This is a genomic window from Methylorubrum salsuginis (assembly GCF_900114375.1).
Classification (GTDB): Bacteria; Pseudomonadota; Alphaproteobacteria; order Rhizobiales; family Beijerinckiaceae; genus Methylobacterium; species Methylobacterium salsuginis.
In genome coordinates this window covers 427,070-440,260 of the sequence record NZ_FOSV01000002.1, presented here as the reverse complement: position 1 = coordinate 440,260, position 13,191 = coordinate 427,070, and the positions used below count along the sequence as shown (strand labels likewise).

General features: G+C 69.4%; 13 protein-coding genes. 10 read left to right on the top strand and 3 right to left on the bottom strand.

The genetic code is table 11. From position 1 onward, the window contains the following. Positions 1–151 precede the first annotated feature (151 nt). Together BM140_RS04740 and BM140_RS04735 are read left to right on the top strand one after the other, a co-directional pair. Positions 152–757: a sulfite oxidase-like oxidoreductase gene (locus BM140_RS04740; protein ID WP_091942483.1), complete on the top strand. Its 606-nt coding sequence runs from the start codon at positions 152–154 to the stop codon at positions 755–757. A gap of 20 nt (positions 758–777) precedes the next feature. Next, on the top strand, positions 778–1,491 hold the full coding sequence (locus tag BM140_RS04735) for an FAD-binding oxidoreductase (protein ID WP_244535292.1): 714 nt from the start codon (positions 778–780) through the stop codon (positions 1,489–1,491). 450 nt (positions 1,492–1,941) lie between these two features. Here the strand turns inward: BM140_RS04735 and BM140_RS04730 are convergent, their stop codons facing one another. Beyond that, positions 1,942–2,160, bottom strand: coding sequence for a hypothetical protein (locus tag BM140_RS04730; RefSeq protein ID WP_091942479.1), 219 nt, complete (start codon positions 2,158–2,160; stop codon positions 1,942–1,944). A gap of 162 nt (positions 2,161–2,322) precedes the next feature. On the opposite strand from BM140_RS04730, the gene BM140_RS04725 reads away from it, so the two are divergent. After that, positions 2,323–2,595, top strand: coding sequence for a hypothetical protein (locus tag BM140_RS04725; protein ID WP_091942477.1), 273 nt, complete (start codon positions 2,323–2,325; stop codon positions 2,593–2,595). A gap of 37 nt (positions 2,596–2,632) precedes the next feature. Here the strand turns inward: BM140_RS04725 and BM140_RS04720 are convergent, their stop codons facing one another. Continuing rightward, positions 2,633–2,857: a DUF6894 family protein gene (locus BM140_RS04720; RefSeq protein WP_091942475.1), complete on the bottom strand. Its 225-nt coding sequence runs from the start codon at positions 2,855–2,857 to the stop codon at positions 2,633–2,635. A gap of 471 nt (positions 2,858–3,328) precedes the next feature. After that, a complete protein-coding gene (locus BM140_RS04715) occupies positions 3,329–5,848 on the bottom strand; it encodes a VCBS domain-containing protein (RefSeq protein WP_091942473.1) in 2,520 nt (839 codons plus the stop codon). A gap of 156 nt (positions 5,849–6,004) precedes the next feature. Here BM140_RS04715 and BM140_RS25340 point away from each other — a divergent pair, with 156 nt between their 5' ends. The 7 genes from BM140_RS25340 (at position 6,005) to BM140_RS04680 (ending at position 13,169) form a co-directional block, all read left to right on the top strand. After that, positions 6,005–6,823 carry a hypothetical protein gene (locus BM140_RS25340; RefSeq protein ID WP_131803742.1) on the top strand — a complete coding sequence of 273 codons (819 nt, stop codon included), beginning with the start codon at positions 6,005–6,007 and terminating at the stop codon, positions 6,821–6,823. Positions 6,824–6,963: 140 nt separating this feature from the next. Further along, complete coding sequence (locus tag BM140_RS04705; protein WP_091942469.1) at positions 6,964–7,344, top strand: hypothetical protein; 381 nt, start codon at positions 6,964–6,966, stop codon at positions 7,342–7,344. Positions 7,345–7,411: 67 nt separating this feature from the next. Continuing rightward, the gene (locus BM140_RS04700) at positions 7,412–8,143 is read left to right on the top strand and encodes a hypothetical protein (RefSeq protein ID WP_091942467.1); all 732 of its coding nucleotides are present in this window, start codon (positions 7,412–7,414) and stop codon (positions 8,141–8,143) included. Positions 8,144–8,449: 306 nt separating this feature from the next. Continuing rightward, positions 8,450–10,624 carry a M48 family metalloprotease gene (locus tag BM140_RS04695; protein ID WP_244535291.1) on the top strand — a complete coding sequence of 725 codons (2,175 nt, stop codon included), beginning with the start codon at positions 8,450–8,452 and terminating at the stop codon, positions 10,622–10,624. A gap of 6 nt (positions 10,625–10,630) precedes the next feature. Continuing rightward, positions 10,631–11,140 (top strand): hypothetical protein, encoded by a 510-nt coding sequence (locus tag BM140_RS04690; protein ID WP_091942463.1) that lies wholly within the window; start codon positions 10,631–10,633, stop codon positions 11,138–11,140. A 60-nt stretch (positions 11,141–11,200) separates the two neighbouring features. Beyond that, positions 11,201–11,701 carry a hypothetical protein gene (locus BM140_RS04685; RefSeq protein WP_091942461.1) on the top strand — a complete coding sequence of 167 codons (501 nt, stop codon included), beginning with the start codon at positions 11,201–11,203 and terminating at the stop codon, positions 11,699–11,701. 478 nt (positions 11,702–12,179) lie between these two features. Next, complete coding sequence (locus BM140_RS04680; protein WP_091942459.1) at positions 12,180–13,169, top strand: hypothetical protein; 990 nt, start codon at positions 12,180–12,182, stop codon at positions 13,167–13,169. Positions 13,170–13,191: the final 22 nt, after the last annotated feature.

Here is a 13,191-nt window from a genome sequence, read left to right as displayed (position 1 = left end):
GCCTCGCCCCCGCCGCGATGAGGGCTTGCCCGCGTTGCAGAGCCCCCGCGACCGTGCCAGACGGTCTGAAGGATCGGCGAGTGATCGGCGACGGATCGGGAGGCCCGCCGACGGCGTTGAGGGGCCACCCGGCGCTCAGCGGAGGAAGGGTATGGCGACGCGCGGTTTTACGGGGCGCCCCCCGGCGGCGGAGATCCGCGAACGGCTGCCCCCTGGGCAGTACCTCACCGACGACTTCCCCGTGCTGCAGATGGGGCCGACGCCGCGGGTCTCGACCGAGGGCTGGCGCTTCACCCTGCGCCAGGGCGCCAAGCCGCTGGCGAGCTGGAGCTGGGACGAGTTGCAGGCGCTGCCGCGCACCCGCTGGGGCGGCGACATCCACTGCGTCACCAAGTGGTCGAAGTTCGACACCGCGTGGGAGGGCGTCACCATCGACGACCTGCTCGCCGCCGCGGGGCTGGAGGCGCCGACGGGCTTCGTCCTGGCGGAGGGCCACGACGACTACACCACCAACATCCCGGTGCCGGACCTTCTCGGCGGCAAGGCGATGATCGCGACGCTCTACGAGGGTCAGCCGATCGAGCCCGACCACGGCGGCCCGGCGCGCCTCCTCGTGCCGCATCTCTATTTCTGGAAGAGCGCCAAGTGGGTGAAGTCCCTGCGCTTCACCGAGCGCGACGAGGCGGGGTTCTGGGAGCTGCGCGGCTATCACATGTACGGCGATCCCTGGCGCGAACAGCGCTTCACCGGCGATTGAGGTCTGTTCCGCAGGTGGCCGTGGCCGATCCCTTCCGCTGGCGCTCCACGACGATCCGGGCGATCACCCCCGCGACCGCGCGGGTGAAGAGCTTCCGCTTCGACGCGCTCGACGGCCCCCACCGGGCCGGCCAGCATGTCGACGTGCGGCTGACCGCGCCGGACGGCTATCAGGCGCAGCGCAGCTACTCCATCGCCTCCGTCCCCGGCGATCCGGCGGGCCTCGAACTGATGATCGAGCGGCTGGCGGACGGCGAGGTCTCGGGCTTCTTCGACGAGGTCGCCGAGATCGGCGACGCGATCGAGATGCGCGGCCCCGTCGGCGCCTTCGCCTGGGAGGCCGCGGATGGCGGCCCGGTGCTGCTCGTCGGCGGCGGCTCGGGCGTGGTGCCGCTGCTCGCCATGGTGCGCGAGCGGGCCCTGCGCGCGCCCGACGTGCCGATGCTGCTGATCTACTCGGCGCGCCGTGCCGCCGAGGTCATCGCGCGGGGCGAACTCTCCGCGCGCTCCCGCGACGAGACCGGCTTCGACCTGACCCTGCTTCTCACCCGCGAGGGTCCGACGGCGGGACGGCGCATCGACCGGGTGATGATCGACACCGCCATCGAGTGCCTGGGCATGCCGCGCCACAGCTTCGTCTGCGGCGGGAACGCCTTCGTCGGCACCGTCGCCGACCTCCTGGTCGATGCGGGTGTGCGGCCGAGTGCCATCCGCACCGAGCGCTTCGGCGGCTGAGCGCACCGACCGGGGAAACGCGAGCGCCCTTCCCGGCGCCGGAAACCGGTCTTCCTCGCAGCCCGGCCCCTCACGCCCCGAAGGCTACCACTCGAAGAACGAGTCGAGCCCCGGCAGGAGGCACATCAGGGTCGCGGCCGCGCCGACCACGCCCGCCATCATCACCGCCACCGCCACGCGCATATCCCTTGAACGACCTTGCCGGACGAAACGTCGCGGGGCCGCGGAAGTTCAAGCGCGCGCGATCACCATTTGATGAACCGGTCCGAACTCGGACGTGCCGCCAGGGTGAGGGCGATCGCCCCCACCGCCCCGGCGATCATGATGGCGACGGCCAGTGTCATGTCGGCTCCCCTCCGCACGGCATCTCGCGAAGCTGTCGAGATCAACGGGGGCGGGAGATGGTCTGTGCCGTGCGGCAGATTGGCCTTTTTTCGCCGAGGGCGCCCGTCAGCCCGGCTTGCGCCGGCTCACCCGCTTGGTCGCGGACGGCGCCTTGCGTCGCTTCGGCTTCCCCGCGGAACCGGTCGCGGCCTTGGTCATCTCGGCCAGCATCGCCCGCTGCTGGCGGCGGACGGCATTCGCGCCGTGGCCCATCGCCTGCCCCATCCACCAGCCGGCCGCGCTGTTGGCCGCGGAAAGCCACAGGCTGAGCGCGGGGTTCTTCATGGGGCGACGCCTTTTGCGGACGATGCGATCTCCGGTGATCAACGGCGTGCAGGCGGGATCGGTTTCGGCGGGGAGAGCCGCCCTGGGACACAATCGGCCCTAGCGGAGGTTTCCTCCGGGAAGCGCCGGCCGGTGCCGGCGCGCCCGACCCGGAGACCCATCATGAAGCGACTCGTGCTCACCTGCGCGCTGGCCCTGTCGGCGGCGAGCCTGTCGGCCTCGGCTCAGGCGCAAGGGACGATCCGCGGCGCCGAACGCGGCGCGGAGGACGGCAACCGCGCGGCCGGACCGGTCGGCGGCGTGGTCGGCGGTGCCGTGGGTGCGGCAACCGGGACGGTCGGCGGCGTCCTCGGCGTCGATCCCGACGCCCGTCGCGAGGAGCGCCGCGAGGAGCGCATCGAGCGCCGCACCGTGCGCGAGCGCGACGCGCGATGAGGACGATCCGGGGGCGGTTCGCCGCCCCCGGGCGGCCTCACGAACTCGAGACGAAGGGCTGCACCAGCACGCGCCGACCGGTGAGGTCGTGCACGCTCACGTGCCACTCGCCCCAATCCTCGCGGTCCTCAAGGGCGTGCATCACCTCGCGGGCGACCTCGCCGGCCCGCCGCGCCAGACGCTCCGGCAGCCGGATGTCCCGGCCGCGGGCATCGAACACGCACTCGTATCCATTGGTCGCATGGAAGCGGTAGCGAGCCATCGTTCTCCCTGTCCTCTTCGCCCGAATCGCTCAATCCATTCGTTCTTGATTCGTTCCATATGAGGACAAGCGGGGGATCAACGCAAGCGGGCGGATGCGCCCGGCGGGATGGAGCGGGAGCGCTTTCCGACGAAGTGGATGCCGGTTCGTCGAAAGAAAGCGCGGCCCAACAATGGTTTGGAGATGCGTCTCGACCCGATGGGGTCGGGCGCGGCTCGAGCGGGCTGTCACCTCCCGCCCGGAGAGCGGCAGACGAAGCGACGATGCGGCGGCGAAACCTTGAGGGCGTGAGCCGCATCGACGCGTCGAGGACAAGCCGAACGGAGCGCCGGGGCGGCGCCCCATCGCGGGGCGTTATACCAATCGGCGATGATCCTGACTCATTGCCGATTGCCCCCGCGACGGCGGGGCGGCGGGCGTCCGCCGGACGCACGGAACAGGACCATCGGTCCGGTTCCGTGCCGCTTGGTATTACAGGATCAGAAAATCGGTGTGATTCAGCGCGGCCTTGTTGTCGAGCACGGCGAACTTCACCGCCGCCCCCTGTCCCGAACCGTCCGCGTCGTAGAACAGCTCGCCGGTCGTCTGCTTGTACAGAATGCGATCGTCGGCATCGACCGTGCCCTTGCTAACGTTCTTGAACGCGCTCTCCGCCAGTTCCCCCGGCGCCAGCGCCGAAACGATGCTCTTGCCGAGCCGGATCGTGTCCTCGGCCGCGAAGTCGGCGATCCGATCGACGTTGCTCGCTTGGAGCGCCGTCGAGAACACGAAGGTGTCGCCGCCGCGCCCGCCGATCAGCAGGTCGCTCCCCAGCTTGCCGTCCAGGACGTTGGCGTTGGCGTTGCCGGTCAGCGTCTGGCCGAACTCGTTGCCGACCAGCGTGCGCCTGGCCGTGCCGGTCACTTCCAGGGCTTCGATCTCCTGGTTCGCCGCGAGCGCGTAGCTGGTCGAGGTCAGGATCGTGTCGGTGCCGCCCTTCCTCGCCTCGAAGACCCGGTCCCCCGCATCGTCGACAACGTAGATATCGTTGCCGAGGCCGCCGACGAGGCTGTCGGCCCCGGTGCCGCCGTCGAGCCGGTCGTTGCCGGCGCCGCTGTCGAGCCGATCGTTGCCGGCGCCGCCATTCAGCGCATCGGTGCCGCCCAGGGTCACGAAGGTGTCGTTGCCGGTGCCGCCCGTGAGCGTGACGTGTGCGAGGCCCGTCGCGGTCGTGCCGTCGCCCACGAGCGTCGTGACCGCCCCGACGCTCTTCATGACGAAGCTCAGGGCAATGGTGGCGCCGGCGCGGTCGATCACGGCACCGTTGCTGCCGGCGCCCCCGATCAGCACGTCGCGCCCGCCCGTGCTCACGAGGAGGTCGTCCCCGGCCCCGCCGTCGAGACGGTTGTCGCCGGCATTGTCGCGCAGGGTATTGGCCTCACCGTTCCCCGTCAGGTCGAAGTTGGTGCGGCCGGCGGCGAGTTCGAGGGTCTCGATGGCCTGACCGGCGGCGAGCACGTAGCTGACCGAGGCGCGCACCGTGTCTTTGCCCTCGCTGGCCTTCTCGAACACCCGGTCGCCCGCGTTGTCGACGAGATAGGTGTCGTTGCCGAGGCCGCCGTAGAGCTTGTCGGCCCCCAGATCGCCGTCGAGGATGTTGTTCCCGCCGTTGCCGTGCAGCGTGTTGGCCAACTCGTTGCCGGTGCCGTCGATATGGGCCTTTCCGGCGAGCGTCAGGTTCTCGAGGTTCGAGTAGTAGTAGCGGCCGAGCTTGTACGAGACCGAGGCGACGACGAGATCGACGCCGCCCGTGCTGCTGTATTCACTGCAGGTGTCGCCGACGTTGTCGACGATGTAGGTGTCGTTGCCGGCACCACCCACGAGCCAATCGGCGCCGCCCGATCCGTCGAGGATGTTGGCATGGGCATCGCCCCGAAGCGTGTCGGCGAAGGCGCTTCCCTTCAGATTCTCGATGCTGACATAGGTATCGTCCACCGCATCGCCCGAATTGGACGTCTGCGCAGAGAGGTCGGCCGCGACGCCGGCCTTGGCACGGGCATAGCTCACCGTGTCGGAGCCCTTGCCGCCGGAGAAGGTTTCGGCGGCCGGGCTCGCCAGCAGCGTGTCGTTGCCCGAGGTTCCGTTGACCGGGACCTTCGGATCGGTTCGGCCGTTGATGGTGATCCATAGACTGGAACCGTCCGACCCCTTGGCGTTACCGGCCTGGTAGCTGAAGAAATCGCTCAGGCTCTGGCCGTCCTTGAGCGCGTTGACCGCCGCATGGGTGTTGTCGAGGGCGTAGCTGTAGGCACCGTCCGCCCCAATGGTGAGTCGCCCGTAGGTGCCGACGACGACGGTGGTGCCGGTGGCAGCCACCGCCTTGCCCGCGACGGTCGTGACGGTGGCCAACGGGTCGTTGTCGTTGTCGAGCAGGTTGCCGCGCGCCGGGACGCCGCTGTCCTCCGTCACCACGACGTAATCGCTCGCGGCCTCGTAGGTCGGCACGGTCCGGGTCGCGGTGATGGTGCTGACGATACCGTTGATCGAGCTGCCCGACCCGGAGAAGTGGGTGCCGTCGCTGGTCGCCGCGTAGTCGATCCTGAGGCTGCCGAGCGACAGCGACTGGACCGTGATCGAGAGACCGGAGATCAGACCGGAACCATCGATCGTCCCGTCACTCAGTTTGCCCTGATAAGACCAGGGCAGATCGATGACGCCACTACGGCTGATGGTGAAGGTAATCGGGTCGCTGTAATTGAAATCAGCACAGTACGTATGAATCGTACCCGTATAGGTCCCTGCGTACAGCATCGCGCGCCCAAACCGCCCTTCGCCCAATAGGCATGAATTCGACACAAATCGCATCGGGCAAGAAAATTGGCAATGCGAAACCGCCTCGGATTTGTTTGGCGCGGAAAATTTGTTTTTCAATCTGAAAACTTCAACCGAAGTCGCCTTATGGTACAGCCCACGGCCCACAACTTCCAGCTGTTCGCTTCGTTGTCGAGACATAACTCAAATATCAGCCGGCCGATCGCTCCCCAATACGTGGACGCCGACCTTCGAAAACAGAGAACGAGGGCGAGATCGCCTCGCCGGACCGGTGGCCTGCTGCCGGCTTGACGGACATCCTCCTCGGCAATCGGGGCACGGCTGTCGACGCGGGCGATGGCATCGAACACCTCCGCGCAGGTCCCGTCCCGTGTACGGCCGGTCCGCCGCGTCGTCCCACACGTTGCCCGAACGGCTCATCGAGCCGGTCACACCGAGTTCGGCCATCCGCCGCCGGACGCCTTCGCTCGTGTCGAGCGCACCGGCGAAGCATCGCCGCACGAGCGTCGGGCTCGCCGCCGCCCCTTAGGCGCCGCTCCGCCTCGATCATCCGGCACGAACAACTGGTTGCGACTCCGCTCGCATTTGGATAAGGCACCGCCCGGTCAGCTTGAGCTTCAGCATGACCGGATAAATGCGGTCGGTACACCAGATTGGAATCGTTCGGAGCTGAATATGCACGAAACAATTCAAGGCGGCGGCGTCAAGCACCTGTTTCGTTCGCCGACTAAAATTGCCATCATGTCGGTCCTCGTGCTCGGCTTTGCGGCCATCCTCGGCTTCATCGCGGCTCAGCGTTATCTCAACCGAGCCAGCGTTCCCCTGGACCCGCCGTTTTACTGGATTGCGGGTCTTTCCGCCTTTGCCGTCGTTCTGTTCTGCCTGCGTGTCCTGCCGATGTGGCTGACACTCAAAAGACCGGTTCTCACTCTTTCGAAGGATGGCATTACAGTCACCGGGAAGCCGCCCATCGCCTGGAACGAGATCGTCGAGAACGAATGGCACCGTTTGTCGGCGGTTTTCATCACGGTCGGCGCGGCCTTGGTAATCAAGACCCCGTCGAGAGAAGTGAAATGCGATGTCTTGACCTTGGAATGTGGGCAGAAGACCTATTACGCCCTATGCACCATGTACAGCAAGCCGTCGCTACGCTGAACGATCGTCCCACGACACCAATCATATTTTGAGATCGATACGGCGTCGATCCATGCGGCGGCCTCGGCCGAGGCCGGCGCGGTCGGGCGCGGCTTCAGGTTCTGTCATTCCGCACAACTCGATCGACTCGGGAATTCGTCATGAAGTGGACGTCGTCGCTCTTCTTCGCCTTCGCGGCCTCTACCGGCGCTCTCGCGCAGGACAGCAACCGGGATTATCTCGAACACAGAAACGATCTCGGAATCATCGCGTATTGCAGCAGCAAGGGCATGCTCCCGGACGATTCGGCGCATTACTTCGCGATCGGGATCGACACGCTTTTCGGCAAGCAATCCTCGACCCCGAAGGGCGATCTTCATGAGAAGAAGGGCCGTGACGGGATCGTTCACCTCGACGGGGACGAGCAGACGCTCGCCGAGTTGGCGGCCGACAACAACGTTCCGGTGAGCGAGGTCTGCGATCAGTACAAGCTGAAGATCAAGCTGAGCAGGATCATCGCGAAGGGGAAGAAACCCCAGTGAAAGGCGTGTCATTCTCGAATCTTGAATACGCTCGTCGAGGATCGGATAAAATCGGAAACCCAATCTGATGGTGCCGAAATCGCTCTATGCCGCGACCGCCCTGTTCTGCGTGATCGCGACGGCGGCCTTCGGGCAGAGCCGCATCGACCGTGAGACCCTCGCGAAAGGGGAGGCGTTGTGGGCGAAGGCGAAGGCGGCCCCGGCCGCGCAACGGCCCGCCCTCCTCCAGACGTTCGGGCCCCTCGTGCAGACCGAAGGGTTGTCGAAGCCCTGCCGGACCGCGCTCGTCTCCATGCAGAGCGCGGCCGCCTCGGCGGTCCCGGACGAGGCCCTGGACGACATGCCGGACGCCATGAAAGCGACGCTGAAGGCGCAGGGCGCGGAGGCCGAGGGAAAGATCGCGGCGGAGCGCGCCGCCTGCCTGGCGCCGGCGCGGGCCGAGACCGCCCCCCCGGCCAAGCCCGTAGCCGCCACCCGTCCCGCTCCCGAGGCGGCGGAGACGGGCGAGGCGTCCGTTCCGATTCAGGAGCGCCTCGCGAAGATCCAGGCGGCTTCCAAAGCCGCCTTCGAGGCGAAAGACCGCTCCGCGCTCGACCGGCTGAACACGACGCTCGGCGTGCTGGCGAAGCAGCAAGAACACGATATGTCCTGCCGGCTCGCCGCCACCAACATGATGCGCAAAATCAAACACTACCATCAATCCATCGACGCCACCGATCCCGACATGCAGAAAATCGCGAGCGCCGGCATCAGGTTGGCGTCCTCGGCCGCCAAGAGAAACCTCGACGATTGCGAATAGGAGCATCCGCGGCCGGTCCCCGCCAGCCGGGCCCATCGGCTCGCGAGGACCGGCCGCCGGGGCGCGGAAGTTCCGCCGCCGGCCCCGAGCCGTCCGATGCAACAAGGCCGCCCGACCATTGACGAAGCGGGTCGTTTCGGTAGACATCCCTTCGTCGAGAAGAAGACAAACGAGGTTGCGCCCAATCTATCTCGTCGTATCGAGGGACTTTGTCCGGCCCGTTGCCTGTCCTGGCGCCGGACGATCTTTCGACTGTCCGGATCGTTACGAACGGCGTCGAGGCACGTCTTCCCTGCGCTTCAGGAGGTGACCATTCCCGAGGCAAGTTCCTCGCATGCGCCCGCGCGGACGCGCGCTCTTGCCCGTCTGGTCGCCGCCACCGTGCTGCTGCCGCTCGGCCTCCTGCTGCTCGGTGTCTGGGAGATGCGGCGCGGCGCCGACGACCGTGCCCTGTTCCACGCCGAGCGACAGCGGTTGGACGCCGTGGTGGCCGAGTGGGAGGCGCGGGCGCCGCCGGACGGACGCTTCGATCCCGGCCAGCAATTCCGCTCCGGTGGCCGGACCTATGGCGGGCCGCTCGCCCTGGCCAAGGCCCGGAGCGCCCGAGACGAGGCGGCCCACCTCGCCACCGTGATGGATTGGCGCGTCCTGCTGCCGCCGGTCGTCGTCGCGGGCGGCGCCCTGGCCGCCGGGCTCTCCCTCCTCATTCTGCTCGCCGGCGCGGTCCTCGGCCGGCTCGGCCGCGCCTCGCGCGACACGCTGGTGCGCGGCTTCTCCCTGATGCGCCGGCTGCTCCCCGTCGCGCTCTCGCTCCAGATCCTGGCGGCGACCGCGGCCTTCGTCGCCGCAATCGCCTTCGAGGCGGCCGTCCTCCTCCAGGGGCGCTTCGACGGCGGGGCGATGAAGCTCCTGGTCGTCGCCGCCGTGGCGGTCGGGGCCGCGGTTCTCGTAGCCGGCAGCACCGTGCTCGGCCTGCGCCGGGCGCTCGGGGCCTTCGAGCCCGATCCGCTGCCGATCCTCGGCCGGACGGTGACGCCCGCCGAGGCGCCGGGCCTGTGGCGCCTCGTCGAGGGGCTCGCCGCGCGGCTCGGGGCCCTGAAGCCCGAGGCGGTGGTGGTCGGGCTCACCGAGGGCTTCTTCGTCAGCGCCGGCCCGGCCGTGCTGGAGCCCGGCGGAACGCGGGTCGAGGGCCGGATCCTCTACCTGCCCCTCCCCTACCTCGCCCTCATGCGGGGCGACGAGGTGGCGGCGATCATCGGCCACGAACTCGCCCATTATGCCGGGGACGACACGACCTACAGCCAGCGCTTCCTGCCGATCTATGCCGGCGTCGAGCGCTCCCTCGGCGCGGTGGCCGAAGGCCATCAGGGCGCGCTCGGGCTGCTCGGCCCGTCGCTGCGCCTCGGCCTCTTCGTGATGGAGCGCTTCCACCTCGCCGTGCGCCACTGGAGCCGGACGCGCGAATTCGCGGCGGATGCGGCGGGGGCCGGTGCCACCTCGGCGGACGCCTCGGCGCGGGCCCTGCTGCGCACCGGCGCGGTGGCGCCCCGCATCCAAGAGACCCTTCAAGCCGCCTCGGAAGCGCCGGAAGCGGCGCCCGCCGATCTCGTGGCCGCCGCCCTCGACCGCACCGTCCGGCACGGCCTCGACGACCCGGCGGCGCATTGGCAGGAGCAGCAGGCCCACCCCACCGACACCCACCCCCCGACCCGCGAGCGCGTCGCCGCCCTCGGCCGGACGATCGACGCGGATCTCCTGGCCGCGGCCGGCGCGGTGCCGCCGCCGAGCGCACTGGGGGCCCTCGCGGCCTATTTCGCCGATCCGGCGGGCCTGAGCCGCGCGGCGAGTGCGGATTTCCTCGGCGTGCTGCGGGCGCGGGAGGCGGCCTTCCACGCGCATCTGGAAGCGACGGTGGCGGAGGTCGGCAGCGAGGAACGGGTCCTGCGGGCGCATCACCGACCGCGCGGGCTCGCCCTGGCGGTGGGCGGCGGCCTCCTCGCCGCCATCGGCGTGGCCATCGCCCTGTTCGGGGTGCCGGGCATCCACGCCAGGGACAACGGCCTTCTCCTCGCGGTCGCGCTCGGCCTCGGTGCGCTCCTGGCCGGCGCCGGCGCCCTGGTGCTGCGCAAGGGCGAGCCGGTGACCCTGGTCCTGAGCCCCGAGGGGCTGCGGTCGCCGGGCCTCGACCGGGCGATCGGCTGGGACGAGATCGCCGACCTCGACATGACCCTGCGCCAGAACGGCCTCGTCATGCGCCTCCTGCTGCCGCCCGAGGCGCCCTGGCCGCAGCGCCGGCCGGGCCGGCACGGCGTGAAGCTCGACACGAAGCACCGCATCGTCACCCTGGCCCTCGCCCTGCCGCGCGGGATGAAGCCGCCGGGTCTCGCCGATCTGATCGTGCGCTACCAGGATGCCGCCCAGGCCCGGCAGCTCCTCGCCGAGACCGGCGCCCGCGCCTCCTCCGAAACCGTCCCGGCCTGAGGCTCCATGACCGCATCGCCCGAACCTGCCCGCCTCCTTCGGCTGCCGCCGCAGCGCCAGGGCTGGCTCGCCGTCTTCTGGGTCCTGTTCGGCGCCGCGTCGCTCGGCGGCATGCTGGTGGCCTGCGCCCTGTACACCGCCCCGGTCGTGATTTCGGACTGGCAGGTCCGCGAGACCGCCCGGCCGGTGGCCGAGGCCCGGATCGGCGACGCCACCTGCAAGTCCAAGATCGTGATCCACATCTGCGACCTGACCCTGACCCTGCGCCGGCCCGCCGGCACGGTGACGCGGCGGGTGAACTACGTGTTCTCCGGCGTGCAGGTCGGCGATTTCAGCGTCAGCCCCATGGCCGATCCGGCGCGACCGGACCGCATCACCACCGATCTCGGCCTCGACCGGCTGTGGAACCGGACCGTCACCCTGCTGGTGATCATGGCCGCGCTCGCGGCGGCCGTCGTCGGGGCGCTGGTCTCGCTGCTGCGCAACCGGCGGGCCGGTTCCGTGACGGCGGGCTGAGCCCGCCGCGATCCGTTCCCCGGCCCTCCCGGCAGGGCCTTCGCAAGGAGACGCCGCTGCATGATCTCACGCCGACACGCTCTCGCCGCCGCCGCGACCCTGCTCTGGGCTTCCTCGGCCTGGGCCGAGCCCACCCTCGGGCTCGCCGAGCGCCGGGCGATCGCCGCCTACCGCGAGAGCCGCTATCCGGCGCAGGAGAAAGCGATCCAGGAGGCGGCGGGGTCCGCCGTGCCGGTCGAGGTGGCGTGGGACCAGCTCACGATGCCCGGCGACGCGCAATACTATGCCAATCCCGATTACTTCGAAAAAACCATCTTCGAGCCGCTCGCCGCCGGGCTGAAGGCGATCGGCACGGACAAGATCGGCCGCGAGGCGCTGCAGGCGAAGCTCAAGGCGATCCGGATCCGCTACGACGAGAAGACGGCCCCGGCCTCGAACTATGCCAACGGTCTCCGGTTCGAGAACGGCGTCCTCGACGTGAACTGGCGTCCGTTCGCCAACGTGGCCGACTTCGAGGACCGGGTGGCGGCCGTGACCGCGGTGCTGGAAAAGACGCTGTGATCCCAATCGGCGATGATCCCGACGCATCGCCGATGGCCCCCGCGACGGAGGGGCGGCGGGCGTCCGCCGGAGACACGGAACAGGACCATCGGTCCGGTTCCGTGCCGCTTGGTATGAGAGGCTCCCGATCCGGGCCCCGCATGCGGCTGCGCGCGCGCCCCGGGAAAGCTGTCCGGCGAGGCCATTCCCGGCAACCGCTCGATGCCCGTCAGCCGCGTCACGCCCCGCTGAACCGCCCTTCCCCGCTCGAGCGCTTTCCGACGAAGCGGATGCCGGTTCGTCGAAAGAAAGCGCGGCTCAACAAAGGCTTGGAGATGGGTCTCGACCCAACGCGGTCGGGCGCGGTTCTAGAGCATCGTCCCGATAAGGTGGTTTCCGGCTTTCGGAAACAGACGATGCGGCACAACAACGTAGAGCATCGTCCTGGATCCGATATCCGGGACGATGCTCTAGACCTGCCTCTTGAAGGAGTGTTCCGATGATCGACGGATCGTCCCTGCAGGCCCCGTTTGCCCGCTTGCGCCGGCTTTCGCTGCGCGGCTTCGTCGCCGGGCTCACCGGCGGCCTGGCCGCGATCCTCCCGGCACGGGCCGAGCCGGTCTTCCCGCCCGCCGGCTCGCTCGGTCTCGAACCGCCCGCGGGCATGAGCCCGGCCAAGGCGTTCTCGGGCTTCGAGCACCGCTCCGGCGCCTCGATCATCCTGATGGAGATGCCGCCGGAGGCCTGGGACCAGATCAGCGCCAAGTTCACGCCCGAGGCGCTGGCGGCGACCGGCTTCCGGGTGAAGGGGGGGCGCGCGGCGCTGCCGGTCCAGGGCGGCGAGGGCTTCGTGCTGCGCGGCAGCCAGAACGCCAACGGGCTCAACTACGCCAAGTGGGTGGCGGTGGTCCGCGGGCAGCCCGGCACCGGCCTCGTCACGGTGCAGGTGCCGGACGGCGCGGGCAAGGAGGTGCCCGCCAAGGCGGTCGAGGCGGCGCTCCGCACCATCGCCTTCCGGGGCAAGGCCAGCCTGGCCGATCAGGTCGCGGCCCTGCCCTACACGATCGGCGACACCGCGGGCTTCCGGCCGGCGCTCGTGTTCGCCGGCAACGGCCTGATCCTCACCGAAGGGCCGAAGGATCTCGATCCCGAACGCGAGCAACCCGCCATCGTCGTCACGCCGTCCCTCGGGCAGGCCGCGGTGCCGGCCGGCGCGGAAAGCGCCGTCGCCCGCAAGCTGTTCGCGAGCCAGAAGGATGCACGGGACGTCGTCGTCACGGACGAGGAGCGCACGACCCGCGGCGGGGCCGTCGTGGTGCGGCTGCGCGGGACCTTCACCGACGCGAAGATCGGCCGCCCGATGGCCGCGACCCAGACCATGGTGTTCGAGAACGACCGCTACCTGCGGGTGATGGGCTTCGCCGACCCGGCCAAGGCCGAGGCGCTCGCCCGCGCCGAGCGCGTCGCGGCCTCCGTGGCGATGCGCTGAGCCGACGGGGGGAATCGTCGCG

Bases quoted from the DNA above. Each gene is read 5' to 3' on its own strand.
- BM140_RS04725 (WP_091942477.1), top strand. From the start codon at position 2,323: ATGAAGCGACTCGTGCTCACCTGCGCGCTGGCCCTGTCGGCGGCGAGC.
- BM140_RS04705 (WP_091942469.1), top strand. From the start codon at position 6,964: ATGAAGTGGACGTCGTCGCTCTTCTTCGCCTTCGCGGCCTCTACCGGC.
- BM140_RS04690 (WP_091942463.1), top strand. From the start codon at position 10,631: ATGACCGCATCGCCCGAACCTGCCCGCCTCCTTCGGCTGCCGCCGCAG.
- BM140_RS04715 (WP_091942473.1), bottom strand. From the start codon at position 5,848: ATGTCTCGACAACGAAGCGAACAGCTGGAAGTTGTGGGCCGTGGGCTG.
- BM140_RS25340 (WP_131803742.1), top strand. From the start codon at position 6,005: ATGGCATCGAACACCTCCGCGCAGGTCCCGTCCCGTGTACGGCCGGTC.
- BM140_RS04685 (WP_091942461.1), top strand. From the start codon at position 11,201: ATGATCTCACGCCGACACGCTCTCGCCGCCGCCGCGACCCTGCTCTGG.
- BM140_RS04680 (WP_091942459.1), top strand. From the start codon at position 12,180: ATGATCGACGGATCGTCCCTGCAGGCCCCGTTTGCCCGCTTGCGCCGG.
- BM140_RS04700 (WP_091942467.1), top strand. From the start codon at position 7,412: ATGGTGCCGAAATCGCTCTATGCCGCGACCGCCCTGTTCTGCGTGATC.
- BM140_RS04720 (WP_091942475.1), bottom strand. From the start codon at position 2,857: ATGGCTCGCTACCGCTTCCATGCGACCAATGGATACGAGTGCGTGTTC.
- BM140_RS04740 (WP_091942483.1), top strand. From the start codon at position 152: ATGGCGACGCGCGGTTTTACGGGGCGCCCCCCGGCGGCGGAGATCCGC.
- BM140_RS04730 (WP_091942479.1), bottom strand. From the start codon at position 2,160: ATGAAGAACCCCGCGCTCAGCCTGTGGCTTTCCGCGGCCAACAGCGCG.